This window comes from Galbitalea soli (genome assembly GCF_010686725.1).
Classification (GTDB): domain Bacteria; phylum Actinomycetota; class Actinomycetes; order Actinomycetales; family Microbacteriaceae; genus Galbitalea; species Galbitalea soli.
In genome coordinates this window covers 253,071-278,882 of sequence record NZ_JAAGWZ010000002.1, presented here as the reverse complement: position 1 = coordinate 278,882, position 25,812 = coordinate 253,071, and the positions used below count along the sequence as shown (strand labels likewise).

Genomic DNA, 25,812 nt, shown 5'->3' with positions numbered 1-25,812 from the left:
GATACCACTATCGGCAGCGGTGCCGATCGCGTTAGAAAAGCGGGGCACCGGCGCGGACTGAATCCGGCCGATGCCCCGCCCGTGACTAGTGCTTGAGGTTCGTGAGCTCCTGCAGCACCTCGTCGGAGGTCGTGATGATGCGGGCGTTCGCCTGGAAGCCGCGCTGCGCGACGATGAGGTTGGTGAACTCCTGCGAGAGGTCGACGTTCGACATCTCGAGCGAGCCGCCGATGAGCGAGCCGAATCCGTCGGTGCCCGCCGTACCGAGCTGCGGGGTGCCCGAGTTGATCGTGGCCGTGTACTCCGAGGAGCCCGCCTTCTCCAGGCCGCCGGGGTTGACGAAGGTGGCGAGGGCGATGCGCGCGATCGCCTGCGTCTCCCCGTTGCTGAACGAGCCGACGAGCGTGCCGTCCTTCGAGAGCGAGAACGATTCGAGCGTGCCGACGGTGCGACCGTCCTGCTTGTCGAGCGAGACGGTGGAGAGCGAGGCGTACCCGGTGAGGGCGCTCAGGTCGACCGCGATGCCGCCGACCGTGAGCGAGCCGCCGCTCGCGAGGGTGCCGTCGGCATTGAACGTCATGGTGCCGGCGCCGGTGGCTCCGTTCGGGTCGGTGGCCGCGACATCCCAGCCGGTGGCCGACTTGGTGAAGGTCACGGCGAGGCTCCGCTTGGAGCCGTCGGCGGAGTAGACGTCGATGTCGCGCGTGAGCGCCGTGCCGGTGGAGGCATCGGCGGGCAGGTTGCCCGAGGCGCTCACCGTGCTCGTCGCGACGGCGGGGCTGACCGCGTTGCGGGGAATGGTCACGGGACCGAGCGCGGTGCTGCCGTCGGGGATGACGCCGTTCACGGCCGGCCAGCCCTGCACGATCGCGCCGTCGGGCGAGACCAGGCGGCCCTCGGAGTCGGGGTCGAAGGAGCCGGCCCGGGTGTACAGCGTCTGCGTGCCGATCTTGGTGACGAAGAAGCCGTCGCCCGAGATCATCATGTCGGTCGAGCGGCCGGTCGCCTGCGCGGAGCCCTGGGTGAAGTTGGTGGAGATGCCCGCGACGAGCACGCCGAGGCCGACCTGCGCGGGGTTGGTGCCGCCGACGAGGTCCTGCGCTCCCCCGGCGCCGTGCGTCATCTGGGAGAGCGTGTCGCGGAACTGCGTGGCCGACGACTTGAAGCCCGTGGTGTTGACGTTGGCGATGTTGTTGCCCGTGACATCCAGCATGGTCTGGTGTGAACGGAGACCGGAGATGCCGGAGTAGAGAGAACGGAGCATTGTCTGGATTCCTTTTCTGGTGTGGCTGGTCGTGGTCAGGCGGATGCGGTGGTGCTGATTCCGGAGACGAGGTCGAGGTTGACCGCGGTTCCGTTGATGGTGACCGTGGGAACGGCAGCCGCGAACGAGACGGCGGAGACCGTGCCCGTCTGGGTGATGCCCTTCGAGTCGGTGTAGCTCGCCGTCTTGCCGATCATGGAGGCGGCGGCGATCCGCATCTGCAGGGAGAAGTTCTCTGTCGTCGTGGTACCGAGCGACGTCAGCTGCTGCATCGAGGCCAGCTGGGAGGTCTGGGTGATCATCTGGTTGCTGTCCATGGGCGCGCTCGGGTCCTGAGTCTGCAACTGGGTGATGAGCAGTTTCATGAACACGTCACTGTCCATCGTCTGCTTGGCGGGCGCCGCGGTGGTGCCCTGCGAGTAGAGCGACGTCGCGGTGCTGGCGTCGACTGCGGCAACTGTCATGGTGTGTCCCGTCGTGGTGTGGTCAGGCGAGCACGTCGAGCGTCGCGATCGACGCCCCCGTGCGTGGTCGGATGGTGGGCTGGTCGGGGTCGGTGCGGGCCGAGCGGCCGGGGGTGGCGGATGACCCGCTCCCCCCACTCGCTCCCCCGCCGCTGCCCGTCCCCGAGCCCGCGAAGCCGGGGCCGGCGTCGCGGTAGGCGTTCGCCCCGGCCCCGCCCGCCCCGGCGCCGGAGGAGAGGTCGAGCGTCGCCGGTGCGAGGCCCCCGGCGGCGAGGTCGCGACGCAGCTCGGGCAGGATCGCCTTGAGCGCCTCGCGCCCCTGGTCGCTCGCGGCGCTGAGTTCGATGCGGATGTCGCTCGCCGCGATGTGCGCGTGCACGGTGACAGGGCCGAGCGCCTCGGGCGCGATGTGCACCGTGAGGACATGGCCGCCGTCGGCGGCACCGCGCAGCGTGAGGAGCGGTCGCGCGAGCTGCGCGGTGAGCGAGGTCGGCAGCGACGGCGCGGCGACGACGGTCGCGGGGGCGGCGGCGGCGAGCGGGGCCGGGGACGCGGGTGACGATGCGAGGGCCGGCAGGGCGAGTTCGCTCGGATCGCCCGCCGCAGTGGACTCGTCGGTGCCGCGACGCGTCAGCGGGCTCGCGGCGGAGCCGGCGGTCGCGGCGGTGGGCGTGATCGTGACGGTCGCGGCGAGCGCCGAGGCGACGGCGGCTCCGGCCGCCGCGGGTGCCGCGCTCGGGGTGGCGATGCCCGCCGCGGTGGCGCCGGCGAGGAGCACCCCGCCGGCGCCGGACGCGGCCGGGGCGGTGCCCGCGGGAGCTGGGGCGGTGCCCGCGGGAGCCGAGGCGGTTGGAGCGGCCGCCGCGACGATCGCCGCGAGGTCGCTCGCCGCCTCGTCGAGCCCGAGGGTGGCGGGGGAAGTCGGGGCGGTGGCGGGAGTGCCGGGGGTCGAGGAACCCGCACGGGTGGCGGGCGTGCCGGGAGCTCCGGGTGTGCCGGGCCGCGACGCCGCGCCGGGCGTCCCGACGGCGCGCGCGGTCGCGGGGAGGGTCGCGGGGAGCGCCGCGGCAGCGGCGGTCGCGAGCGCTCCGGCGAGCGGCAGCGGCCCGGGCGCGGCGCCCTCCGCTGCCCGGATCGCCGACGCGCCGACCGCGGCGAGAGGGGCCTCCGCCGGGTCGGTCGCGTCGGCGAGGGGTCCCGCAACGGCCTGCGCGGCGGTGCCGGGAACGGCAGCCGGGGCAGGGGCGGCCGGGGCGGTGGCCGCGGGCTCCGTGCGGGAGTCGGTGCGCTCCGCGCTGCCCCGGCGCGAGGCGTGCGCGGGGCGGGCGGGCGAGGTCGGGGTCTGGTCCACGGCCGGGTCGGCCTGGCCGGCAGAATCGTCGTCGCGCCGGCTGTCGGGCGTCGCGCGCCGCTCCGCGTCGCGCTGCTCGGCGGCGTGAAGGTGCGCCGCGAAGGCGCTGCCGTCGGTGCCGGGCGTGGGACGGGAATCCGTCGGCGCCGTCGCGGGCGCGATCAGGGTCGCCCCGCTGAGGCTGGCGTTCATGAGCTGCTCCCTGCCATGAGGGCGGACTGCTGGGCGAGCAGCCGCGCGAGCGCGGCGTCGAGCGAGGGGCTGCTGCCCGCGGCGAGCGCACCCGAGGAGAGAGCGCCGGACGCGACAGCGCCGGACGCGACGACCCCCGCGGCGGCCGCGCTGGCGGAGCCGCTCTGCGCGGGGACGATGCGCCGGATCGTCTCGATGCCGGAATCGTCGGTCCAGAGCTTCTGCAGCGACACCGTGCGACCGGGGTACGGTGCGTGGATGACCTGGCCGTTGCCCGCGTAGATGGCGATGTGGTCGCCGCCCTTGAAGACGATGAGGTCGCCCGGCTTGGCGCTGGCGAGGGAGTCCACCTTCGTGCCCTCGAGCTTCTGCGTGTGCACGAGTCGGGTGGTGGTGACGCCGAGGTCGCGGAAGACGCGCTGCACGAGACCGGAGCAGTCCATTCCGCTCCGGCTCTCGCCGCCGAGCACATAGGGCACGCCGAGGTACTTCTTCGCGTCGGCGACCACGTCGGCACCGGTCACCCCGTCGCTCGTCGCGGTCGCCGCATCCACGGAGGGGGTGGCCGTCGCGAGACCCGTGGTCGGGTCGGCGCCGTAGCCCGCGACGAGGCCGTCGAAGGTCTTGCTCGCGGCGAGCTGGGCAGCGCCCGTCGCGGCGTCGGCCGACGCGGACGCGGTGCCCGTGCCGACCGCGGTGCCGACGGCAGCGGGCGAGAGGGCCGCGATGGTCGACTGGATCTGCGCGATCGAGCTCAGGATGTCGGCGACGCTCACGGGGTCACCTCCCCCTGTGCGAGATGCCACGCGCGGGCGGAGACCTCGTCGATGACGATCTGGTCGGCGCGCAGGGCGGCGAGCGCGCTCGCCTCACCGTGCCGCGCCTCGAGCTTCTCGAGGCCGAGCGCCTTGCCGTGGGCGGCGGCGTGCGCCACCCGGGCGCGCTCCACCTCGACCCGCTGGTCCTCCTCGAGCGCGGTCAGGTCGGCCAGCATGCTCGCCGAGGAGGCGCGCGCCGCGGCGATCGAGTGCACCGTGTCGACGCTGCCGTGCTCGATCTCGGTGAGCGAGAGGAGGTCGCGCGCCTGGCGCTTGCGGCGCAGGGTGTCAGCCGCGCGATTGCGGGCCTGGGCGACCTCGGCGGCGGCCTGATCCTTCTGCAGGCGGCGGAGGCGCAGCAGCCCCTCGAGCGAGAACGCGGTGCTCACAGCAGACCACCGCCCAGCGTGGCGACGAGGGAGCTGAGGCGAGCCCAGGACTCGTCGGCGGTGGTGCGCTCGGTCATGTCCTGCTGCAGGAACGCCGTGATCGCGGCGTCGTGGTCGACCGCCGCGTCGACGAGAGCGTTGGATCCGCGCGCGTAGGCGCCGACATCGATGAGGTCCTGGGCCTGGCGACGCGCGGCCATGACCCGGCGGAGCGCGAGCGCGAGCGACATGCGCTCCCGCGGGGTGACTCGCGAGGCGACCCGGGAGATGGAGGCGAGGGCATCCACCGAGGGGAAGTGCCCGGCGATGGCGAGCCGGCGGTCCAGCACGACGTGGCCGTCGAGGATGGAGCGCGCCGCATCGGCGATCGGCTCGTTGTGGTCATCCCCGTCGACCAGCACGGTGTAGATGCCGGTGACGGAGCCGGTCTCGCCGGTGCCGGCGCGCTCGAGAAGGCGCGCGAGCAGACCGAACACCGAGGGCGGGTAGCCGCGGGTCGCGGGCGGCTCGCCCACGGAGAGGCCGATCTCGCGCTGGGCCATCGCGACGCGCGTGAGCGAGTCCATCATGAGCATGACGTGGGATCCGGCGTCGCGGAACGACTCGGCGATGCGGGTCGCGGTGAAGGCGGCGCGCACGCGGATGAGCGCGGGCTGATCGGCGGTCGAGACGATCACGATGGAGCGGGCGAGTCCCTCGGGCCCCAGGTCGTCCTCGATGAACTCGCGGACCTCGCGGCCGCGCTCGCCGATGAGGGCGATGACCGAGACCTCGGCGGCCGTGCCGCGGGCGATCATGGAGAGCAGCGAGGACTTGCCCACGCCGGAGCCCGCGAAGAGGCCCATGCGCTGCCCGCGACCGACCGTCGTGAGGGTGTCGAGCACGCGCACGCCGAGTGACAGCGGGGTGTCGATCCGGGTGCGCAGCAGTGCCGAGGGCGGCTCGTTGTCGACCGTCACCAGATCGAGGTGGCCGCGGAGGGGACCGCGACCGTCGATCGGGCGGCCCGAGGCGTCGAGGACGCGGCCGAGGAGTCCGCGGCCGACGGGGACGAGCATCCGGTTGCGAGTGGTGTGCACGTCGTCGCCGGCCGTCACCTGGTCGAGGCGGTCGAGCGGCATCGCGGTCACGCTGTCGCGGTCGACCGCGACCACCTCGGCGCGGGCGCTGGGGCCGATGGTCAGCAGCTCGCCGATGGCGGCGTCGAGGCCGCGGATGACCATGCCCAACCCCGCCACGGAGGCGAGCTGTCCGATCCGCTCCGGTGTCGCCACCGTGAGCGCGGCACTGAGTCCCACCGGGCGGTAGGCGGAGGTGGGGCGGTCTGGCGCGATCGTCATGCCCACTCCCCCCGGATAGCGGCGGTGGCGCGCGCGACGGCGGCGCCGATCCGCGCGTCGATGCGGCCGTCCTCGAGGTCGACGAGCGCGTCGCCGCGCTCCACCGTCGGGTCGGCGACGACGGTGACGCGCGCGAGCAGTTCCGCGCTCTCACCGATCAGCTCGAGGTCGTCGGGATTGAGCCGCACGCGCAGCACCTCCGCGGCCTGGGTCTCGGCGAGGGCGCGGCGCGCGGCGGCCATCGCGAAGAGCTCGGCGTCGCCCTCGCGCCAGCCGACGATGGTCGTGGCGAGGTCCAGGGCCGCATCGGCGAGCGCCGCGTCGGCCTCGGCCAGCACCGGCAGGGATCGCTGGGCGAACAGCGCCGCCGCGATCTCGAGGGCGTGCACGGCGGAGGCGACGGAGGCGCGAGCGGACTCGCGGTCGCGGAACTGCTGCTCGGCGAGGCGGGCGGCCCGGGCATCCGCCTCGGCGGCGGCCAGTCGCAGGCCGGCGGCGTACCCCGCGGCGTGACCGCGCGTGCGGGCCTGGTCGAGGTCGGCGTCGAGCGTGTCGGCGCGAAGGGCCGGGAAGGCGAGCGGGGAGAACTGCGGCTCAGGCGACATACTCTTCCTCCGGCTCGTCGGCGCGCTGCAGGGTGATGAGCCCCTGGGCTTCGAGCTCGCGCATGGAGCGCACGACGTCGGCGCGCGCCTCGTCGACCTGCTTCTTGCGCACGGGGCCGAGCAGGCCGATCTCCTCGTCGAGGGTCTCGCGGTTGCGCTCGGTCATGTTGTCGCGGATCACGTCGGTGACGTCCTTCGCGGCGCCCTTCATGGCGGTCGCGAGGATCTTCGAGTCGATGCCGCGCAGCACCTGCTGCACGTCCTTCTTCTCGAGCTTGAGGATATCGGCGAAGGTGACGAGTCGCGCGCGCACCTCGTCGGCGAGCACGGGGTCGCGCGCGTCGAGCGCCTCGAGCAGCTCGTGCTCGGTCGCGATGTCGGCGCGGTTGATGATGTCGACGAGCGGCTGCACGCCGCCCACGACCTCCAGCTGCTCACGCGGTACGACCATGGCCCGCGCGCGGTGCTTGAGGCTCTCGGCGACGATCGCGACGGCCTCGGGGGTGGCCGAGCCGAGGCCGGCGATCGCCTGGGCGACCGCGACCCGGGTCTCGCTGTCGAAGCGGGCGATGATGTCGGATGCGGTGTGCGGGTTCAGGTGGGCGAGCACGAGCGCGATCGTCTCCGGCAGTTCGCCGCTGAGGAGGCTGGAGACCTGACCGGGGTCCGCCGACTCGAGGAAGTCGAAGGAGGGTCCCGCCATCGAGGTGGCGAGACGGTCGAGCACACCGGCGGCGCGCTCGACGCCGAAAGTGGCCTGGAGCAGCTCCTCCGCGAACTCGCGGCCGCCGCGGGCACCCATCGCCCCGGACATCGTCTTCTCGTGGAACTCGGTGACCGCCTTCTCGACGGACTCCGGGTCGACGCGGCGCAGGCGCACGATCTCGCCCGCGATCTCCTCGGCCTCCACCTCGGTGAACTGGCGCAGAATCGCCGAGGCGTTCTCCTGGTTCATCTGCATCAGAACGAGGGCGGCCTTCTGCACCCCGGTCAGCACCCGTGCGGTCTCGGTCATACGCCGGCCCGCTCATCCATGAGGGTGCGCAGGGCGTCCGCCGCGCGCTGGGGGTTGGTCTCGGCGAGGCGGTCGATGTCGGCCCGCATCTGGTCGAGACTGCCCGGCGCGGGCAGTTCGCCGATGAGCGCCGCCGTGTTCGGGGTCTCCAGCTGGCGGGTGGGGGCGGGGGCCGCCAGCTGCTCGCTGCCGAACATCCCCGGGAACCCGCCCGGTCCGCCGCTCGTGACACCGAGCTCGCCGAGGTCGATGGGCGTCGATTCGCGGCGCCGCGACATGCGACCCACCATGAACAGCACCATGAACAGGGCAAGGAGCACGCCCAGCACGGTGACCGCGGTGGTGATGATCTTGACCAGGTTCGCCTGACCCTCCGCGGCCTGCTGCTGGCGGAGCGCGATCGCGGCCGCCGTCGCGGTGGCCTTGGGGAAGGCGACCATCTGCACCGCCACCGCGTCGCCGCGGGTCGGATCGATGCCGGCGGCGGAGTTCACGAGGGCCGTGATCGTTGCGGCCGAGACGCCCTTCACGACGCGCGAGTTGACGGCGACCGACACGGTCTGGCGGGTGACCGCCCCCGCGGGGATGTCGCTCGTCTGGGTCACCGAGTCGAGGGCGTTGTTCTTGGTGCCGGAGGTCGAGACGAACGCCCCGCCCGAGGCGGTGCCGCTCGGCACGGCGATGTTGTCGGGCCCGAGCACGCCGGTCGCGCCCGCGCTGCCCGAGCCGCTGTAGGTCTCGGTGCTGGACTGCTCGTTGATCGCCGGCGCGTTGGTCGGGATGCTGTAGCTCTTCTCCACGCGCTGCGAGGTCTGGTTGGAGAGGGTCGCCGCGACGACCACGCTCGAGTTGCCCACGCCGAGCACCCGGTCGAGCATGTTCTGCACATTGGTGCGCACGCTCTCCTGGTAGGCGCTCGTCGTCTTGTCGGTGCTCGCGGTGGCATCGGTGCCCGAGGCGGAGAGCACCGTGCCGTCGGCCGAGATCACCGAGACGTTGGCGGGCGTGAGGCCCGGTACCGAGGAGGCGGTGAGGTGGGTGATCGCGGCGACCTGGTCGCTCGTGAGCGTCACCCCGCCCTGCGGCTGGATGAAGACGGATGCGGTCGGGTCCTGCTTCTGCGACGTGAACACGGTCTGCGCGGGAATCGCGAGACGCACCGAGGCGGTCTGCACGCCGGCCATCGCCTCGAGCGTCGAGGCCAGCTCTCCTTCGAGGGCGCGCTTGTAGGTGACATCCTCCTGCCACTGCGAGCTCGTGACGCCGAGCTTGTCGAGCAGCGCGTAGCCGCCCTGCTTCAGCGACGGCAGGCCCGCGGCCGCCGCCTTGACGCGCTCCGCGTTGACGTTGGCGTCGGGCACGAGGATGGTCGAGCCGCCGTCGGCGAGCTCGTACTGCACACCGTCGGCCTGCAGCTGCGTGACCAGAGCCTGGGCGTCGGAGCCGTTCAGTCCCGAGAACAGCGGCGAGTAGCTGGGCTTGCTCAGCCAGGCCGTGAGGGCGATCGCGGCGACCACGATGGCGATCACGCCGATGATGGCGATCGTGCGCTGGGCGACGGTGAACTCGCGGATGGCGCTCGCCAGGCGGCGCAGGGTCGTGTTGATCGCAGCGGGCATCAGGCCTGCATCCTCATCATCTCGTTGAACGCGTCGACACCCTTGTTGCGCACGGCGGTCACGAGCTCGACCGTGACCTGGGCGCGGGTGGCCGCGATGGTGGCCTGGTGGATATCGGTGAGGTCACCCGTGACGGCCTTGACCGCGAGGTCGTTCGCGGTCGCCTGGGTGCTCTGCACGTTGTCGATCGCTCCCGAGAGGATCGAGGAGAAGCTCGCGCCCGAGGTGTTCGCCGTGAGGTTCGGGCCCACCGCCGAGTTCGCGCCGGCGATGCCGGAGGCGCCGCCGAGGCCGGTGATCGCGGGAATCGTCATCAGTTCTTGCCGATCTGAAGCGCCGCTTCGTAGCTCGTCTTGGCGCGGTCGACGACGTTGGCGTTCGCCTCGTAGCCGCGCTGCGCCATGATGAGCTGGCCCATCTGCGAGGCGAGGTCGATGTCGGGGTACCGCACGTAGCCCTTGGCGTCGGCGAGCGGGTTCGAGGGCTCGTACACGAGCCGGCCGGTCGCGCTGCCGTAGGCGGCGCCCTGCACGTAGACACCCGTGTCGCCCGGTCCTGCCTGTGCGACGATGTAGCGCGCTTGGAAGGCGGCGTCGCTCGTCGGGCGCACGGTGTTGATGTTGGCGATGTTGTCGGAGATGGCGTCGAGCCACTTGCGGTGGACATCCATCGCACTGCCGGCGATGCCGATCGCGTCGAAGGTCATCAGCTGGTCCTGATCGCGGCGCGGATCTGGTTGAAGTCCGAGTTCACGGCCTGCGTCGCGAACTGGTACCGCAGCACCGTGTCGATGTTCGACAGGGTCTCGGTGTCGATGTTGACGTTGTTGCCGTTCAGCTGCGTGGGCTCGAGCGAGAGGGAGGTGGTCGCGGTGACGCTCCCGCTGCCGTTCTTCACCGACTGGGCGAGGGCGTCTTCGAAGGAGACCCGCTGCGCCCGGTAGTTCGGAGTGTTGACGTTGGCGATGTTGTTGGCGATCGCCCGCTGGCGCTGGGCGAGGCCGTCGAGCGCACTGGAGAGTGCGGTGAGGGTGACCGAGTCGAACATCTGGACCTGCTCCGATGAAAGAGAAGCGAGAGGCCGATCCGTGGCCGATTCATCGAGCGATCCATGCTCTGGGATTAGCTATCGACGCGCGCGTCCGGGACGTTAGGGGAAACGGTCGCTTTGCCCCGAAAGGGGGGTCAGCCGAGCCGGTCGAGGTAGACGGCCGTGCCCCCGGGGGTCTGCCGGGGCACGGTGTCGATCATGGTGAGGTGACCCGCGATCTCGGCGCGGGCCCGGTCCAGCTGGGCGATGACGCGGTCGTAGTCACCGAGGATCCGGCGCGCGCGGGCGACGAGCTCGGGCGGCAGCTCATCGAGGCCGTCGAAGGGGATGCTCAGCTCGGCGATGCTCCAGATGCCCGAGGCCCCCACCGACACGATCGGCCTCGCCGCGGCGCGTCCGATCTGGCGCTCGAGTTCGTCGAGGATCCGCGCCCAGGAGCCGAGCATCTCAGCCAACGGCGGAGAGGGTCGCGGTCGGGGCGGCGGTCGATGCAGTCTCGGCCGCCTCGCGCCAGGCCTGGCGAAGCGGGTCGAGGAGCTGGATGGCCTCGCGCGTCTTGTCGACGGAGCGCTCGACGTTGGCCGCGCGCAGCAGCGGCAGCACATAGACGTAGACCGCGAGGAGCGCCGGCCCGCCCGTCCACAGCTCGGGCTTCAGCGAGCCGATGAGCTCGGTCACGATGTCCTGGGCGTGCAGCAGACGCGTGCCCGCGACGGCCCAGTCGGACTCCTGCTGCGCCGACTCCGCCCACTGCAGGTCGAGCAGCAGCCGGTCGTACAGCATGGTGAGGAGCGCGGCCGGGGTGGCGGTCATGACCGAGTCGCGGCGGTAGGCCGACCGCGGGTCGAGGACGGCGCTCATCCGCCGCTCGACGAACTGCTGGTCGAGCTGCTGCCGCTGAGCGCGCTCAGCTGCGAGGTCAGCCAGCTGGACTGGGACTTGAGCGAGTTCAAGGCGACCTCCATGGCGGTGAACTGGGTCTGCAGCGAGGCGCGCCGGGCCGCGAGGCGGGTGTCCCAGTCGGCGATCTGCGAGTTCAGGTCTTTGAGCGACGACTGCTGCCCGGTGATCTCCTGGGTGATCGTGCCGCTGATGGGGTCGGAGGCCGCGGTGGTGACGGCCGCCACCCGCCCCGCAATCGTCGAGAGCATCGACTGGGTGCCGGCGGGGTCCTTGGCGAGCGCGGCGGAGAACGCCGCGGAGTCGAAGGTGAGGGTGCCGTCGCGCGTGACGGTGATGCCGATCGACTGCGGTGAGAGCCCGCCGACGGGCTGGGAGGCCGCCGAGAACAGCGCGTCATTGATGGTGCGGATCGTCGGGTCGCCCGTGAAGGCTCCGGCCGTCGTCGTCACGGCTCCGGTCGAGCTCGTGCTGGTCGAGACCGTGGTCTTGCTGGCGACCGTGGAGAAGATGCCGTTCAGGGCAGTGATGAGATCGGTCGCGTTCTTCGTCACCGCCGCGTTGTCCTGCGCGATCGTGAGGGTCACGGGCGAGGCCTCCGGCTTCGAGATCGTGACCGAGACACCGGGCAGCAGATCGGTGAAGGTGTTGCTCGCCGAGGTGATGGTCTGCGCGGCGGCTGAGCCCGCCCACAGGGTGACCGACGCATCCTGAGCCGACTGGATGATCGCCGCCCCCGTCTGCGTCAGAAGATCGGTCGCTGTACCGGCGGCCACCTCAGTGCTCGAGCCCTCATAGACGGTGAAGGCCCCCGCAGACCCCGTCGACGTCCCGCTGAGTTGGAGCCGGTACAGCGTGTCCCCCGTCGTCGCGTCCTTACCCGACGCGACGCTGAGTGCGGTGACACCGGCACCCGCCTTGTTGATCGCACTGGCGACATCGGCGGGCGATCCGGTGACCGCGGTTACCTCTGTTTTCGTCCCGTCGCTTCCGACGATGGTGAAAACGGCGGGGGTCGCGAACGCCGTGACGCCGGCGGTGACCCCCACCTGGGCCTGAGCGACCTGGGCGACGCTCAGACTGATCGACCCGGCGCTCGCGCTGGTCGTGGTTGTGGCCGTGACGCTCGTCGCTGAGCTGGTCGCGGTGAAGACGTTGTACGCCGTGGACGCGGAGGCCGTGGTGGCCTGCGTCGCGAGAGCGGCGAGGGAGGTGTTGAGCGCCTGAAGCGCGGTGACCAGGGTCTGACCGGTGGTCGCCTTGGTCTTGAGGAGGGTCTGGGGGGCGGAGTCGGCCGAGATGAGGGAGTTGATGATGGACGTGGTGTCCATGCCGCTCGAGATGCCGTCGATGCCGAGTGTCGACACGTGGTTTCTCCTCTCTCGGGCGGGGCGGGCGGGGGTGGGTGCCCGGCGGCGGGGAGGGACGGTTCAGATCGGTCCCCGCCGCCAGGCGGTCGGTATGGCCTACTGCAGGAGCTTCAGGATGCTCTGCGGCAGCTGGTTGGCCTGGGCCAGCATCGCGGTGCCGGCCTGGGAGAGCACCTGCGCCTTGGTGAAGTTCACCATCTCCTTGGCCATGTCGGTCGAGGTGATCGTGCTCGCAGCGGCGCTCAGGTTCTCGGTCGCGATGTTGACCGAGTTGATCGTGTGCTGGAAGCGGTTCTGAACGGCACCGAGGGTGGCACGGGCGGTCGAGACCGTCTTGAGCTGCGCATCGACCGCGGTGATCGAGGCCTGAGCAGCGGTGTTGTCGGTGAACGTGAGCGCCGAGACGGCGGTTCCGATCGCGCCGACGTTCGCCGAGCTGAGGTCGACCGTGATGACGTTGTCGGCCGAGCCGTTCGCGCCGACCTGGAACTTCAGGGCGGAGGCGGAGCCATCGAGCAGCTTCGTTCCGTTGAAGTCGGTCGCCGTCGAGAGGCGCGTGAGCTCGGAACCGAGCTGGGTGACCTCCGTCTGGATGGCGGCACGGGAGTCGGTGCTGTTCGAGTCGTTCGCGGCCTGGACCGAGAGGTCGCGGACACGCTGCAGGATCGACTGCACCTCGTTGAGCGCACCTTCCGCCGTCTGCACGACGTTGATGCCGTCCTGCGCGTTGCGGGAGGCGACCGTGAGGCCGTTCACCTGCGACTTCAGGCCCTCGGAGATCGCGAGGCCGGCTGCATCGTCCGCGGCGCGGTTGATGCGGAGGCCGCTGGAGAGCTTCTCCATCGACGAGCTGATCGAGTTCTGGGTGTTGCTGAGGTTGCGGTACGCGTTCATCGCCGCAATGTTGGTGGTGACTGAGAGTGCCATTGTTATTCCTCCATGATTTGGCTTGGTGCGTCATCCCATCCATGGGGTGACACTGAGAACTGTCGGCTCCGGTCAGCTCCGCGTTAGCAAATCGCGCAGATTTTTTTCCGGCCGGCAGTGGTTCACGATGCCCGGCTCTCCAGGCGCATGATCTCGGCGGTCTGGCCGGCCACCGCCACCGAGGCGTAGTGGGCGACCCGCGCGAGGTACGCGGTGCGGCGGGCGGGCGCGATGCGCGACTCGGGGGCTGCGGCGGGCATCCCCTCGTCGGCGTAGTGCGTCTGGAGGCCGTCGCGGATGAGCCGCATGGCCTCGGAACGCTGCTGCGACACGGCGGAGTGGGTGAGCCCCAGCTCCTCGGCGACCTCGCCGACCGAGCGCTCCTTGAAGTAGATCTCCTCGACGATGTGGCGCATCTTCTCGGGGAGGGCGCCGACGGCGGCCCGGACCATGCGGCTGCGCTCGTCGGTGACGAGGGAGTCCTCGGGGCTCGCCACCTCCGCGGCAAGGTAGTCGGACTCGCTCTCGTCGAGGCTCGCGATGGAGCGGGAGGCGTCCTCGAGGGCCTCGGCGGCCGCGGCGCGGTCGATGCCGAGCGCGGAGGCGAGCTCCTCCACCGACGGGGTGCGGCCGAGGGCGCCGGTCAGGGTCTCCTGTACCTGCAGGGTCTCCTTGATGCGCTTGCGGATGGTGCGGCTGGCCCAGTCGCTGGAGCGCATCTCGTCGGCGAAGGCACCGAGGATGCGGCGGCGGGCGAAGGCGCCGAAGGGAACGCCCAGCTCGGGCTTGAAGGCCTCGGCGGCGTGGATGAGGCCGACCGAGCCGGCCGACGCCAGATCGTCACGCGAGAGGTGGGTGGCACGCGACCAGACCTCCGAGACGAGGTAGCCCACCAGCGGCAGGTTCTCTACCACGAGAGCGTTGCGCTCCGAACGATCCATAGTTGTTGCTCCCCAAGGCAAGAAGAAGTGATGCGAGCTTCTGAGACCTCGGGTGAGGCGGTACTGGTGGGTCGGTGGTGCGAGTGGTGCGGGAGTGGTGCGGGAGTGGTGCGGGAGTGGTGCGGGTACGGGCGGTGCGGTCATCCGGCGCGACACGGTCACGACGAGGTCGACGTCACCGTCGGCGGGAGGTCCCCCCGGGGTAAGCGGGGGTGGCGCGTGCGTGTGATCCGGTTCGCGGGAGTCTCAGGTTCCCGCGCTCCGCTTCTCGCGTTTGCGTTAGTGCCATCTTTGGGGAGAGCCGTGGGGGTGGGAAAGCCCCCACTTCTGGTTGCGTGGAATGGTTTGTACACCCCCATTCACCGTGATATGTTCCGCGGTGCAACGGATTCCGCGCCGAAAAAAGGCGGCCGCCACGCTAACGGTCGTGCGTCGAATGCCGACAGTCCCTTGTGGCTCATCCACCGCTGTGGATCAATGGGCTCATCGGGGGACGAGATCCGTTCCCGGCAGGGAGTTACGGAAGTCATGGGCGCACAAGAACTGTCGACGCTGCTGTGGCGTGAGCGGGAGCTTCTCGAGCTGCTGATGTTCAAGCTCGACGAAGAGCAATTGCTGCTCACGGCCGGAAAATCGCGCTGGCTGCCGTTCGCGACCCGTGAAGTGGAGCAGGTGCTCGAGCGCCTCCGTCAGAGCGGACTCGAGCGGGCCATCGAGGTCTCCTCGCTCGCCGCCGAGTGGGGTACAGGCGACGACGCCACCCTGCGCGCGATCATCGCCGCGGCGCCCACCGACGCCTGGCGCGACAACTTCACCGCGCACCTCAAGGCGCTCACCGAGCTCACCGCGCAGATCGCCGACCTCCGCGACTCCAATGTGCAGTTCCTCCGTGCGGCCACCCGCGCGACCCAGGAGACGCTCGCCAACATGTCGCTCGACGGCGCCACCTACGACTCGCGCGGCGGCACCGAGTCGGCGCCGCCGCCCGCCCAGCTGTTCGACGGCAGGATGTGACATGAGTACGTTCAGCGGGCTCACGAGCGCCTACACCGGCCTGAACGCCGCCCAGCAGCAGCTGAATGTCATCGGCCAGAACATCACGAACGCGAACACCGAGGGATACGTGCGCCAGCGCGTCACCACCTCGGCGATCATCGCCGCGAACGGCGCCCCGATCATCGCCGGCGGTCCCACCGCGGGGCAGGGCGTCTCGGTCGACGGCATCGCGCGCCTCGCCAACGCCCTCCTCGACGGACAGGTGCGCACCACCGGTGCCGCGAACGGGTACTGGTCGGCGCAGTCGAGCACGATGGACGGCATCGAGGCCTCGCTCGGCGAACCCAGCGACACGGGCATCTCCACCAGCCTGCAAGCCTTCTGGACGTCGTGGCAGAACCTCTCGAACCGGCCGGGGGATGCGGCGGCGACGAGCGTCGTTCTGCAGACCGCGGGGCAGGTCATCCAGCAGGTCGCCGACGGCTACACGGCCGTCACCCAGCAGTGGAGCGCGCTGCGCACCGCGGTGAACTCCACGGTCGCCGACGTGAACCAGGAGGCCCAGTCGCTCGCCGCGCTCAACGACCAGATCCGGCAGACGCAGGCCGCCGGCGGCACCGCCAACGACCTCACCGACCAGCGCGACCTGCTCGTGACCAAACTCGCGGCGCAGACCGGCGGCACCGCGCGCGACCGCGGCGACGGGATGATCGACTTCGTCGTCGGCGGCAACGCCCTGGTCTCGGGCCAGAGCGCCCGCACCGTGGTCGCCACCGGCGCCGTCTCCCTCGACGGAGCCGCCACCGCGCCCGTCCAGCTCGAGTTCACCGACAAGCCGGGTCAGGCGATCGCGCTCACGAGCGGCTCGCTCACCGCGAACCTCGGCAGCCTGCAGGCCGCGAACGCGACCGGAACGGGCGGAGCCATCGCCGAGGCCGCCGCCTCCTACAACGCGCTCGCGACCTCGATCGCGACCAGCGTCAACGCGATCCACAGCACGGGCGCCAGCACGACGGGTGCGACGGGCCTCGACTTCTTCGGAGTGACGGCCGGGCTGCCGCCCGCGCTGGGGCTCACGGTCATCCCGACCGACGCCTCCGGGGTCGCCGTCTCCACGCCCGGCGCGGGCACCCTCTCCGGCGACATCGCCGACCGGCTCTCGCAGCTCGCCACCTCCACGACCGGCCCCGACAGCGTGTGGTCGACCTTCGTGGTGCGGATCGGAAACGCGAGCCGTGCCGCCACTCAGCAGGCGACCATCACGGCAGCTGCATCCGCGAACGCCGTCACCAACCAGCAGTCGGAGGAGTCGGTGAACACCGATGAGGAGACCACCAACATGCTGATGTTCCAGCACGCTTATCAGGCCGCGGCCCGCGTCATGACCACCGTCGACGACATGCTCGACACCCTGATCAACAAAACCGGACTCGTGGGGAGATAGGCATGCTCAGCCGCCTGACCAGCCAGATGATGATGGGGTCCTCACAGAGGAACCTCCAGCTCGGGCTCCTCGACCTGAACCGCATCCAGCAGCAGGGTACGAGCCAGAAGACCATCAGCAAGCCCTCCGACGACCCCGCAGCGATGGCCGCGTCGCTCGCCGTGCGGGCGCAGCAGCGCGCGAACGACCAGTACACCGCGAACGTCAACGACGGCAGCGCCTGGCTCGCCACCCTCGACAACTCGCTCGGCTCCGTCTCGGGGCTGCTGCGGCGCGTGCAGTCGCTCACCGTGCAGGGGTCGAACAGCGGCGCGATGGACCAGTCGGCCCGCGACGCCATCGCGACCGAGATCGACAGCATCAAGCAGGAGCTCATGGGCGAGGCCAACACCACCTACCTGGGACGCACCGTGTACGCGGGCAACTCGGATGCGGGGGTCGCCTTCAATCCGGACTACAGCTTCACCGGGTCATCCGCCCAGGGCGTGCAGCGCCGCATCAGCGCCACCACCACGGTCACCGTGGATGCCGACGGCTCGGCGGTCTTCGGAACCGGATCCACCTCGGCGTTCGCTCTACTCGATACCATTTCCAGTAACCTCCGGTCGGGGACCGACGTGAGCAGCCAGCTCGACGCCATCGCCAGCCGACTCGATGCGGTCACCAACCAGCGATCCATCGTGGGGGCGAAGTACAACCAACTCACGACAGCAAAGGCGAACCTCGTGTCGGAATCCGATTCACTCGAGAGCACGCGCTCGAGCGTCGAAGACGTCGACCTGAGCAAAGTCGTCATCGACCTCAAGACGCAAGAGACCAACTACCAGTCCGCCCTCGCTGTCACCGCCCGTGCGCTGCAGCCCAGCCTGATGTCGTTCCTCCAGTGAGCACCGCGGTCGTCTTCGTCGAGTCCCCTCCCGGACTCGCCCCGCTCGTCGACTTCACGCTGGATGACGTGGAGGGCGCACCGGGCCTGCACACGCTCAGCTCCTCGGAGCACCCCGAGATCCGACTGTTCGTGGTCGACGCGCCCGTCTACCTGCCGTGGTACGAGCCGCACTTCGGCAGTGACGCCTTCTCCTCGGTCGGCGCGGCCGACCAGGAGCACACCGACGTCCTCGTCGTCACGACCCTCTCCGATGGCGCGCCGATCGTGAACCTCATGGCCCCGATGCTCGTCAACCGGGAGACCGGCGCCGCCGCGCAGGTCATCCTCGACGACGACCGCTGGCCGCTGCGCGCGGAGCTGCTCCCCGTCTGAGCGGCGGGCCGCCCCACTCCCCCGAGTTGCACAAAAAGTGCCAACTTCGTGTGGCTCGAGCTCGCAATCGACAACTCGCGCCCTCGCCCCCAGCACCTTGCCCAAGAAGTGCCAACTGGCGGGGCGACGACGCCCCGACCGCCTTCCCGCTGCGGCGTGATGCTCGCGTGGGGCGGGCGCACCCCAGCCCGCTGCGCTCGCGGGGCGTCAGAGCCGCCCCGTTCGCCAGCACCCTCGTCTTGCTCGACAAAATTGTGCAACTCGGTGGGAGGCGGCGCATGAGTCGGCGAAAATGACGCCCGAGCGCCACAAGTTGCACAGAAAGTGCCAACTCGCGGACGAGGGGTCGCCACGCGCAGAAAGCCCCCGCACCGTGAGGTGCGGGGGCTTTCGTGGAGCGGGTGAGCCTAGTTGTAGGTGCCGGGCGTGTAGTCGTCAGACGAGAAGCTGTCGAAGTCGACAAAGCTCAGGTCGGACTCGTTGAACACGGACTCATCGGTGAAGATGCGGTTCGGGTAGCGCTCCGCCTTCGCCTCCTCCGTCGCCTCGACGCTGACGTCGCGGTACTTCGCGAGGCCGGTGCCGGCGGGGATGAGCTTTCCGATGATGACGTTCTCCTTGAGACCCATCAGCGGGTCGGACTTGCCCTCCATGGCGGCCTGCGTGAGAACACGCGTGGTCTCCTGGAACGACGCGGCCGACAGCCACGACTCGGTCGCGAGCGACGCCTTGGTGATACCCATGACCTCCTGGCGAGCCGATGCCGTCTTCTTGCCCTCGGTGAGCGAGGCGCGGTTGATCTCGTTGTAGCGGAGACGGTCGATGACCTCACCCGGCAGCAGGTCGGTGTCACCGTGATCGACGACGGTCACCTTGCGGAGCATCTGCCTGACGATGACCTCGATGTGCTTGTCGTGGATCGGCACACCCTGCGAGCGGTACACGCCCTGCACGCCGTCGACCAGGTGCTGCTGCACCGCGCGGACGCCCTTGACGCGAAGAACTTCCTTCGGGTCGAGGTTTCCGACGTGCAGCTGCTGGCCGAGGTCGACGTGCTGGCCGTCCTCGATGAGGAGGGTCGCGCGCTTGAGCACCGGGTAGGCGATGGGCTCGTCACCGTTGTCGGGGGTGAGGATGAGCTTGCGGCTGCGATCCGTGTCCTCGATGGTGATGCGTCCGGCGGCCTCGGCGATCGGGGAGGCACCCTTGGGGGTGCGCGCCTCGAACAGCTCGGTCACGCGGGGCAGACCCTGGGTGATGTCATCCGCGGATGCGACACCACCGGTGTGGAAGGTACGCATCGTCAGCTGGGTTCCGGGCTCACCGATCGACTGGGCCGCGATGATGCCGACGGCCTCGCCGATGTCGACGAGCTTGCCCGTCGCGAGCGAACGGCCGTAGCAGACCGCGCACACACCGACGGCGGACTCGCAGGTCAGCACCGAGCGCACCTTGATGTTGTTCACACCGGCGGCGATGAGCTTGTCGATGAGCACGTCACCGACGTCGTCACCGGCCTCGGCGATCACCTTGCCCTTGGGGTCGACGGCGTCGGCAGCGAGGCTGCGCGCGTACACCGAGTTCTCGACGTTGACGTCGCGCACCCAGTTGCCCGCCGCGTCCTGCGTCGCGATCGGCATGTCGAGGCCCTTGCTGGTGCCGCAGTCGTCCTCACGGATGATGACGTCCTGCGAGACATCCACCAGACGACGGGTCAGGTAACCCGAGTCGGCGGTGCGCAGCGCGGTGTCGGCCAGTCCCTTGCGGGCACCGTGGGTCGAGATGAAGTACTCGGCCACGGAGAGACCCTCGCGGTAGCTGTTGACGATCGGGCGAGGGATGATCTCACCCTTCGGGTTCGACACGAGACCACGCATACCGGCGATCTGCCGAACCTGCATCCAGTTACCGCGGGCGCCCGACGACACCATGCGGTTGATGTTGTTCGACTCCGGAAGGTTGTCCTCCATGGCCTTGGCCACCTCGGCGGTCGCGCGGTTCCAGATCTCGATGAGCTCCTGGCGACGCTCGGCCTCGGTGGTCAGACCCTTGTCGAACTGGTCCTGAACCTTGGCGGCCTGCTTCTCGTAGCCCGTGATGATCTCGCGCTTGTTCGGCGGGGTCAGGATGTCGGACAGCGCGACGGTCACGCCGGAGCGGGTCGCCCAGTGGAAACCGGCGTCCTTGATCCGGTCGAGTGCCGCGGCGACCTCCACCTTCGGGTACCGCTCGGCCAGGTCGTTGACGATGGCCGACAGGCGGCCCTTGTCGGCGACGGCCTCGATGTACGGGTAGTCGACGGGCAGCGTCTCGTTGAAGAGCGCGCGACCCAGCGTGGTGCTGAGCAGGAACGTCTCACCGGGCACGAAGCCCTCCGGCGCGTCGCCCTCGGCGAAGTGCAGCCCGCTGAGGCGGATGCGCACCTTCGCGTTGAGGTCGAGCGAGTGCTGGTCGAACGCCAGGATCGCCTCGGACACCGTCGAGAACGCGCGGCCCTCACCGGTCGCACCCTCCTTGAGGGTGGTCAGGTGGTGCAGACCGATGATCATGTCCTGGGTGGGCAGGGTCACCGGGCGGCCGTCCGACGGCTTCAGGATGTTGTTCGACGCGAGCATCAGGATGCGCGCCTCGGCCTGCGCCTCGACCGAGAGCGGCAGGTGCACGGCCATCTGGTCGCCGTCGAAGTCCGCGTTGAAGGCGGCACACACGAGCGGGTGCAGCTGAATCGCTTTGCCCTCGACCAGCTGGGGCTCGAAGGCCTGGATGCCGAGTCGGTGCAGGGTGGGTGCGCGGTTCAGCAGAACGGGGCGCTCACGGATGATCTCCTCGAGCACATCCCACACCTGCGGCCGCGACCGCTCCACCATGCGCTTGGCGCTCTTGATGTTCTGAGCGTGGCTGAGGTCGATGAGGCGCTTGATCACGAACGGCTTGAACAGCTCGAGGGCCATCTGCTTGGGCAGACCGCACTGGTGGAGCTTGAGCTGCGGGCCCACGATGATGACGGAACGGCCGGAGTAGTCGACGCGCTTTCCGAGCAGGTTCTGACGGAAGCGACCCTGCTTTCCCTTGAGCATGTCGCTCAGGGACTTGAGGGCGCGGTTGCCGGTGCCCGTGACGGGACGACCGCGACGACCGTTGTCGAACAGCGCGTCGACGGCCTCCTGCAGCATGCGCTTCTCGTTGTTCACGATGATCTCGGGGGCACCGAGATCGAGCAGGCGACGCAGGCGGTTGTTGCGGTTGATGACGCGGCGGTAGAGGTCGTTCAGGTCGGAGGTCGCGAAGCGGCCACCGTCGAGCTGCACCATCGGGCGCAGCTCCGGCGGGATTACCGGGACGACCTCGAGCACCATCGCGGCCGGCGAGTTGCCGGTCTGCAGGAAGGAGTTGACGACGCGCAGTCGCTTGATCGCGCGGATCTTCTTCTGGCCCTTGCCGTTGGCGATCTGGTCGTGCAGGAGCTCGCTCTCGGCGGCCAGGTCGAAGGCCTGGAGGCGCTTCTGGATGGCCTCGGCGCCCATGTAGGCCTCGAAGTACACGCCGAAACGGTCCTGGAGGTCGTGGAAGACGGCATCCTCAGGCTTGAGGTCGCCGACCTTCAGGCTGCGGAAGTCCTCCCAGACCCGCTCGAGCTGGGCGATCTGCTCGTCGTACGACTTGCGGATCTGGCCCATCTCCTTCTCGGCGCCGTCCTTGGTGCGGCGCTTCTGGTCGCTCTTCGCGCCCTCGGCCTCGAGGGCCGCGAGGTCCTCTTCGAGACGGCCGAGGCGGTCGGCGATGCGGGAGTCGCGCTGGCCCTCGAGCGTCTTGATCTCGAGGCGGAGCTCGTTCTCGAGGCCGGGCATGTCAGCGTGACGACCCTCCTCGTCGACCGAGATGATCATGTACGCGGCGAAGTAGATGACCTTCTCGAGGTCCTTCGGCGCCATGTCGAGCAGGTACCCGAGGCGGCTGGGCACACCCTTGAAGTACCAGATGTGCGTGACCGGGGCGGCCAGCTCGATGTGACCCATGCGCTCGCGGCGCACGGAGGACTTGGTGACCTCCACGCCGCAGCGCTCGCACACGATGCCCTTGAAGCGGACTCGCTTGTACTTGCCGCACGAGCACTCCCAGTCGCGGGACGGCCCGAAGATCTGCTCTCCGAAGAGGCCGTCCTTCTCGGGCTTGAGCGTGCGGTAGTTGATGGTCTCGGGCTTCTTGACCTCGCCGTGCGACCAACGACGGATGTCGTCGGCCGTCGCGAGGCCGATCTTGATTTCGTCAAACGCGTGAACGTCGAGCACTGTTTTCTTCTCTCCTTGGAAAACGAAAAGTCTGTTCTGAACCGGGACTAGATCTCGTCGATGGACGAGGACTCGAACCGGGTGGAGATGTTGATGCCGAGCTCTTCCGCTGCACGGAAGACCTCGTCATCCGTGTCACGCAGGTTGACCGCGGTGCCGTCCGCCGAGAGCACCTCGACGTTCAGACACAGCGACTGCATCTCCTTGATCAGGACCTTGAAGCTCTCGGGGATGCCGGGCTCCTGGATGTTCTCGCCCTTGACGATCGCCTCGTAGACCTTCACGCGGCCGAGGATGTCGTCGGACTTGATCGTCAGCAGCTCCTGCAGGGCGTAGGCGGCGCCATAGGCCTCGAGAGCCCAGACCTCCATCTCGCCGAAGCGCTGGCCACCGAACTGCGCCTTACCACCGAGCGGCTGCTGGGTGATCATCGAGTACGGGCCCGTGGAGCGCGCGTGGATCTTGTCGTCGACGAGGTGGTGCAGCTTCAGGATGTACATGTAGCCGACCGAGATCGGGTCCGGGAACGGCTCGCCGGAGCGGCCGTCGAACAGACGCGTCTTGCCCGAGGAGTCGATCAGGCGGTCGCCGTCACGAGTCGGGGTCGTGGAGTCGAGCAGACCCGCGATCTCCTCCTCCAGCGCACCGTCGAACACCGGCGTGGCGACCTTCGTGCCCGGGGCGGCGCTGTGCGCCTCCGCGGGGAGCCGGCCGGCCCACTTCGGGTTGCCCTTCACGTCCCAGCCCTGCTTCGCGACCCAACCGAGGTGGGTCTCGAGCACCTGGCCGAAGTTCATGCGGCCGGGGATTCCGAGCGGGTTCAGGATGATGTCGACCGGGGTCCCATCGGCGAGGAACGGCATGTCCTCCACCGGCAGGATCTTCGAGATGACGCCCTTGTTGCCGTGGCGGCCGGCGAGCTTGTCGCCCTCGGTGATCTTGCGCTTCTGGGCGATGTAGACCACGACGCGCTGGTTGACGCCCGAGCCGAGCTCGTCGTCGTTGTCGGCGTTGAACTCCTTGACGGCGATGATCGTGCCGGCCTCACCGTGCGGAACCTTCAGCGAGGTGTCGCGAACCTCACGGCTCTTCTCGTTGAAGATCGCGCGCAGCAGGCGCTCCTCGGCCGAGAGCTCGGTCTCGCCCTTCGGCGTGACCTTCCCGACGAGGATGTCGCCGGGGCGAACCTCGGCACCGATGCGGATGATGCCGCGCTCGTCGAGGTCGGCCAGGAGCTCCGGGCTGACGTTCGGCAGATCGCGGGTGATCTCCTCCTTGCCGAGCTTCGTGTCGCGGGCATCCACCTCGTATTCCTCGATGTGGATGCTCGACAGCACGTCGTCCTTCACCAGGTTCTGGCTCAGGATGATCGCGTCCTCGAAGTTGTGGCCCTCCCACGGCATGAACGCCACGAGGAGGTTCTTGCCGAGCGCGAGCTCGCCGTTCTCGGTGGCGGGGCCGTCAGCGAGGACCTGACCGGCCTCGATGCGCTCACCCGCGCTCACGATGACGCGGTTGTTGTAGCTGGTGCCCTGGTTGGAGCGGTCGAACTTGCGCAGGTAGTAGTCCTGCGTGCCGCCCTCGTCGAGCTGGATGGTGACGACGTCGGCGGAGACCTCCGACACGACACCCGCCTTGTCTGCCGTGACCACGTCGCCGGCGTCGATGGCCGCGAACCCCTCCATGCCGGTACCGACGAGCGGGCTCTCGCTGCGCAGCAGCGGCACCGCCTGACGCTGCATGTTCGCACCCATGAGGGCGCGGTTGGCGTCGTCGTGCTCGAGGAACGGGATGAGCGAGGTCGCGACCGACACCATCTGGCGCGGCGAGACATCCATGTAGCCGATGTCGTCGACCGAGATGAGGTCGACCTCGCCGCCCTTCTTCCGGGCGAGCACGCGAGCGTCGGCGAAGTGCTGATCGGCCTTCAGCGGAGCGTTGGCCTGAGCGACGATGAAGTCGTCCTCCTCGCTCGCGGTGAGGTAGTCGATCTGGTCGGTGACCTTGCCGTTCACGACGCGACGGTACGGGGTCTCGATGAACCCGAAGGCGTTGATGCGCGCGAAGGAGGCGAGCGAGCCGATCAGACCGATGTTCGGGCCTTCCGGGGTCTCGATCGGGCACATGCGGCCGTAGTGCGAGGGGTGCACGTCACGAACCTCGACGCCGGCACGCTCACGCGACAGGCCGCCGGGGCCGAGCGCCGAGAGACGGCGCTTGTGCGTCAGACCCGCGAGCGGGTTGTTCTGGTCCATGAACTGCGACAGCTGCGAGGTGCCGAAGAACTCCTTGATCGCGGCGACGACGGGGCGCACGTTGATCAGGGTCTGCGGGGTGATCGCCTCGATGTCCTGCGTGGTCATACGCTCGCGGACGACGCGCTCCATGCGGGAGAGACCGGTGCGGACCTGGTTCTGGATCAGTTCGCCGACGGCGCGGATGCGGCGGTTGCCGAAGTGGTCGATGTCGTCGACGTCGAGCCGGACATCCACCGCCTTGCCGTCGCGCGTTCCCTTGATGGTCGGGAAGCTGCCCTCGTTCTGCGTGACGTAGTCGGACGACGAGTCGTGCAGCGCGACGAGGTACTTGATGGTCGCGATGATGTCTTCGATGGACAGCACCGAGTCGGTCAGCGGCGCGTCGAGGCCGAGCTTGCGGTTGATCTTGTAGCGACCCACCTTGGCGAGGTCGTAGCGCTTGCCGTTGAAGTAGAAGTTGTCGAGGAGCGCGCGGGCGGCCTCGGCGGCGACCTGCTCGCCCGGACGGAGCTTGCGGTAGATGTCTTTGAGGGCCTCTTCCTTCGTGAGGATCGAGTCCTTCTCGAGGGTGAGCGCGATCGACGGGAAGCCCTGGAACTCCTCGAGGATCTGCTCGCTCGTGAGGCCGAGCGCCTTCAGGAAGACGGTGACCGACTGCTTGCGCTTGCGGTCGATGCGCACGCCGACCTGGTCGCGCTTGTCGATCTCGAACTCGAGCCAGGCACCGCGGCTGGGGATGATGCGAGCGGAGTAGATGTCCTTGTCGGACAGCTTCTCGGGCGTGCGGTCGAAGTAGACACCGGGCGACCGCACCAGCTGCGAGACGACGACGCGCTCGGTGCCGTTGATGATGAAGGTGCCCTTCTCGGTCATGAGCGGGAAGTCGCCCATGAAGACCGTCTGGGTCTTGATCTCACCGGTGAGGTGGTTCATGAACTCGGCGTTCACGTAGAGCGGCGCCGCAAAGGTCTTGCCGCGCTCCTTGCACTCGTCGATCGAGTACTTGGGCTCTTCGAGCTCGGGCCCCGTGAAGGAGAGCTGCATCGTCTCGCCGAGGTCCTCGATGGGCGAGATCTCCTCGAAGATCTCGTCGAGGCCGCTCTGCGACGGGAGGTCGGTGCGGCCCTGGGCCACACCCTCCGCGACGCGCTGCTTCCAGACATCATTGCCGACCAACCAGTCGAAGCTCTCGGTCTGCAGTGCAAGCAGGTCGGGAACCGTCAGAGTGTCGGTGATCTTTGCGAAAGAGAGCCGCGATGCTGCGCGGCCGTTCTTGGGGGACTGGTTGGTGGTTGCGTTTTTCGCAGCAGCCAAGGAAA

The 25,812-nt window shown here is 69.4% G+C and carries 23 protein-coding genes; 4 read left to right on the top strand and 19 right to left on the bottom strand.

Going from position 1 to position 25,812, the window contains the following annotated elements; all coding sequences use genetic code 11:
* Positions 1 to 85 precede the first annotated feature (85 nt).
* From G3T37_RS07405 to G3T37_RS07325, 17 genes are all read right to left on the bottom strand, one after another.
* Positions 86 to 1,264, bottom strand: a complete 1,179-nt coding sequence (locus G3T37_RS07405; protein WP_163472863.1) for a flagellar hook protein FlgE — start codon at positions 1,262 to 1,264, stop codon at positions 86 to 88.
* 35 nt (positions 1,265 to 1,299) lie between these two features.
* Positions 1,300 to 1,728 (bottom strand): flagellar hook capping FlgD N-terminal domain-containing protein, encoded by a 429-nt coding sequence (locus tag G3T37_RS07400; RefSeq protein WP_163472862.1) that lies wholly within the window; start codon positions 1,726 to 1,728, stop codon positions 1,300 to 1,302.
* A 22-nt stretch (positions 1,729 to 1,750) separates the two neighbouring features.
* Positions 1,751 to 3,271, bottom strand: coding sequence for a flagellar hook-length control protein FliK (locus G3T37_RS07395; RefSeq protein WP_163472861.1), 1,521 nt, complete (start codon positions 3,269 to 3,271; stop codon positions 1,751 to 1,753).
* Positions 3,268 to 4,047, bottom strand: a complete 780-nt coding sequence (locus G3T37_RS15110; RefSeq protein WP_163472860.1) for an NlpC/P60 family protein — start codon at positions 4,045 to 4,047, stop codon at positions 3,268 to 3,270. The genes G3T37_RS07395 and G3T37_RS15110 overlap by 4 nt, the downstream gene beginning before the upstream one ends.
* A complete protein-coding gene (locus G3T37_RS07385) occupies positions 4,044 to 4,478 on the bottom strand; it encodes a flagellar export protein FliJ (protein WP_163472859.1) in 435 nt (144 codons plus the stop codon). The genes G3T37_RS15110 and G3T37_RS07385 overlap by 4 nt, the downstream gene beginning before the upstream one ends.
* Positions 4,475 to 5,818: a FliI/YscN family ATPase gene (locus G3T37_RS07380; protein WP_163472858.1), complete on the bottom strand. Its 1,344-nt coding sequence runs from the start codon at positions 5,816 to 5,818 to the stop codon at positions 4,475 to 4,477. Before G3T37_RS07380 ends, G3T37_RS07385 begins: the two co-directional genes overlap by 4 nt.
* A complete protein-coding gene (locus tag G3T37_RS07375; protein WP_163472857.1) occupies positions 5,815 to 6,423 on the bottom strand; it encodes a FliH/SctL family protein in 609 nt (202 codons plus the stop codon). Before G3T37_RS07375 ends, G3T37_RS07380 begins: the two co-directional genes overlap by 4 nt.
* Positions 6,413 to 7,438, bottom strand: a complete 1,026-nt coding sequence (fliG, locus tag G3T37_RS07370; RefSeq protein ID WP_163472856.1) for a flagellar motor switch protein FliG — start codon at positions 7,436 to 7,438, stop codon at positions 6,413 to 6,415. The genes G3T37_RS07375 and fliG overlap by 11 nt, the downstream gene beginning before the upstream one ends.
* Positions 7,435 to 9,057: a flagellar basal-body MS-ring/collar protein FliF gene (gene fliF / locus G3T37_RS07365; protein WP_163472855.1), complete on the bottom strand. Its 1,623-nt coding sequence runs from the start codon at positions 9,055 to 9,057 to the stop codon at positions 7,435 to 7,437. Before fliF ends, fliG begins: the two co-directional genes overlap by 4 nt.
* On the bottom strand, positions 9,057 to 9,371 hold the full coding sequence (gene fliE, locus G3T37_RS07360; RefSeq protein ID WP_163472854.1) for a flagellar hook-basal body complex protein FliE: 315 nt from the start codon (positions 9,369 to 9,371) through the stop codon (positions 9,057 to 9,059). Before fliE ends, fliF begins: the two co-directional genes overlap by 1 nt.
* A complete protein-coding gene (locus tag G3T37_RS07355) occupies positions 9,371 to 9,763 on the bottom strand; it encodes a flagellar basal body rod protein FlgC (RefSeq protein ID WP_163472853.1) in 393 nt (130 codons plus the stop codon). Before G3T37_RS07355 ends, fliE begins: the two co-directional genes overlap by 1 nt.
* The gene (locus G3T37_RS07350) at positions 9,763 to 10,104 is read right to left on the bottom strand and encodes a flagellar basal body rod protein FlgB (RefSeq protein ID WP_163472852.1); all 342 of its coding nucleotides are present in this window, start codon (positions 10,102 to 10,104) and stop codon (positions 9,763 to 9,765) included. The genes G3T37_RS07355 and G3T37_RS07350 overlap by 1 nt, the downstream gene beginning before the upstream one ends.
* 137 nt (positions 10,105 to 10,241) lie before the next feature.
* Positions 10,242 to 10,562, bottom strand: a complete 321-nt coding sequence (locus G3T37_RS07345) for a hypothetical protein (protein ID WP_163472851.1) — start codon at positions 10,560 to 10,562, stop codon at positions 10,242 to 10,244.
* The gene (fliS, locus tag G3T37_RS07340; RefSeq protein WP_163472850.1) at positions 10,555 to 10,968 is read right to left on the bottom strand and encodes a flagellar export chaperone FliS; all 414 of its coding nucleotides are present in this window, start codon (positions 10,966 to 10,968) and stop codon (positions 10,555 to 10,557) included. Before fliS ends, G3T37_RS07345 begins: the two co-directional genes overlap by 8 nt.
* The gene (fliD, locus tag G3T37_RS07335) at positions 10,965 to 12,374 is read right to left on the bottom strand and encodes a flagellar filament capping protein FliD (protein WP_163472849.1); all 1,410 of its coding nucleotides are present in this window, start codon (positions 12,372 to 12,374) and stop codon (positions 10,965 to 10,967) included. Before fliD ends, fliS begins: the two co-directional genes overlap by 4 nt.
* Positions 12,375 to 12,473: 99 nt before the next feature.
* Positions 12,474 to 13,304 (bottom strand): flagellin N-terminal helical domain-containing protein, encoded by an 831-nt coding sequence (locus tag G3T37_RS07330; RefSeq protein WP_163472848.1) that lies wholly within the window; start codon positions 13,302 to 13,304, stop codon positions 12,474 to 12,476.
* A gap of 122 nt (positions 13,305 to 13,426) precedes the next feature.
* Positions 13,427 to 14,245 (bottom strand): sigma-70 family RNA polymerase sigma factor, encoded by an 819-nt coding sequence (locus tag G3T37_RS07325; protein ID WP_163472847.1) that lies wholly within the window; start codon positions 14,243 to 14,245, stop codon positions 13,427 to 13,429.
* A gap of 528 nt (positions 14,246 to 14,773) precedes the next feature.
* Between G3T37_RS07325 and G3T37_RS07320 the strand changes: the two genes are divergently transcribed.
* From G3T37_RS07320 to G3T37_RS07305, 4 genes are read left to right on the top strand one after another with little or no spacing between them, the layout of a single operon-like run.
* Complete coding sequence (locus tag G3T37_RS07320) at positions 14,774 to 15,259, top strand: flagellar protein FlgN (protein WP_163472846.1); 486 nt, start codon at positions 14,774 to 14,776, stop codon at positions 15,257 to 15,259.
* Between the two features lies 1 nt (position 15,260).
* Positions 15,261 to 16,685, top strand: coding sequence for a flagellar hook-associated protein FlgK (gene flgK / locus G3T37_RS07315; protein ID WP_163472845.1), 1,425 nt, complete (start codon positions 15,261 to 15,263; stop codon positions 16,683 to 16,685).
* 2 nt (positions 16,686 to 16,687) lie between these two features.
* A complete protein-coding gene (locus G3T37_RS07310; protein WP_163472844.1) occupies positions 16,688 to 17,572 on the top strand; it encodes a flagellin N-terminal helical domain-containing protein in 885 nt (294 codons plus the stop codon).
* A complete protein-coding gene (locus G3T37_RS07305; RefSeq protein WP_163472843.1) occupies positions 17,569 to 17,946 on the top strand; it encodes a flagellar assembly protein FliW in 378 nt (125 codons plus the stop codon). Before G3T37_RS07310 ends, G3T37_RS07305 begins: the two co-directional genes overlap by 4 nt.
* Before the next feature lie 407 nt (positions 17,947 to 18,353).
* Here G3T37_RS07305 and G3T37_RS07300 read toward each other — a convergent pair whose 3' ends face one another.
* Both G3T37_RS07300 and rpoB read right to left on the bottom strand, forming a co-directional pair.
* Complete coding sequence (locus G3T37_RS07300) at positions 18,354 to 22,235, bottom strand: DNA-directed RNA polymerase subunit beta' (RefSeq protein WP_163472842.1); 3,882 nt, start codon at positions 22,233 to 22,235, stop codon at positions 18,354 to 18,356.
* A gap of 47 nt (positions 22,236 to 22,282) precedes the next feature.
* Positions 22,283 to 25,807: a DNA-directed RNA polymerase subunit beta gene (gene rpoB / locus G3T37_RS07295; protein WP_163472841.1), complete on the bottom strand. Its 3,525-nt coding sequence runs from the start codon at positions 25,805 to 25,807 to the stop codon at positions 22,283 to 22,285.
* Positions 25,808 to 25,812 lie beyond the last annotated feature (5 nt).

Excerpts from the sequence above, each read along its gene's own strand:
- G3T37_RS07330 (WP_163472848.1), bottom strand. The coding sequence starts at position 13,304 with ATGGCACTCTCAGTCACCACCAACATTGCGGCGATGAACGCGTACCGC.
- G3T37_RS07325 (WP_163472847.1), bottom strand. The coding sequence starts at position 14,245 with ATGGATCGTTCGGAGCGCAACGCTCTCGTGGTAGAGAACCTGCCGCTG.
- fliF (WP_163472855.1), bottom strand. The coding sequence starts at position 9,057 with ATGCCCGCTGCGATCAACACGACCCTGCGCCGCCTGGCGAGCGCCATC.
- G3T37_RS07405 (WP_163472863.1), bottom strand. The coding sequence starts at position 1,264 with ATGCTCCGTTCTCTCTACTCCGGCATCTCCGGTCTCCGTTCACACCAG.
- G3T37_RS07350 (WP_163472852.1), bottom strand. The coding sequence starts at position 10,104 with ATGTTCGACTCGGTCACCCTCACCGCACTCTCCAGTGCGCTCGACGGC.
- G3T37_RS07395 (WP_163472861.1), bottom strand. The coding sequence starts at position 3,271 with ATGAACGCCAGCCTCAGCGGGGCGACCCTGATCGCGCCCGCGACGGCG.
- fliE (WP_163472854.1), bottom strand. The coding sequence starts at position 9,371 with ATGACGATTCCCGCGATCACCGGCCTCGGCGGCGCCTCCGGCATCGCC.
- flgK (WP_163472845.1), top strand. The coding sequence starts at position 15,261 with ATGAGTACGTTCAGCGGGCTCACGAGCGCCTACACCGGCCTGAACGCC.
- G3T37_RS07320 (WP_163472846.1), top strand. The coding sequence starts at position 14,774 with ATGGGCGCACAAGAACTGTCGACGCTGCTGTGGCGTGAGCGGGAGCTT.
- fliS (WP_163472850.1), bottom strand. The coding sequence starts at position 10,968 with ATGAGCGCCGTCCTCGACCCGCGGTCGGCCTACCGCCGCGACTCGGTC.
- G3T37_RS07400 (WP_163472862.1), bottom strand. The coding sequence starts at position 1,728 with ATGACAGTTGCCGCAGTCGACGCCAGCACCGCGACGTCGCTCTACTCG.
- G3T37_RS07310 (WP_163472844.1), top strand. The coding sequence starts at position 16,688 with ATGCTCAGCCGCCTGACCAGCCAGATGATGATGGGGTCCTCACAGAGG.
- G3T37_RS07355 (WP_163472853.1), bottom strand. The coding sequence starts at position 9,763 with ATGACCTTCGACGCGATCGGCATCGCCGGCAGTGCGATGGATGTCCAC.
- fliG (WP_163472856.1), bottom strand. The coding sequence starts at position 7,438 with ATGACCGAGACCGCACGGGTGCTGACCGGGGTGCAGAAGGCCGCCCTC.
- G3T37_RS07380 (WP_163472858.1), bottom strand. The coding sequence starts at position 5,818 with ATGACGATCGCGCCAGACCGCCCCACCTCCGCCTACCGCCCGGTGGGA.
- G3T37_RS07375 (WP_163472857.1), bottom strand. The coding sequence starts at position 6,423 with ATGTCGCCTGAGCCGCAGTTCTCCCCGCTCGCCTTCCCGGCCCTTCGC.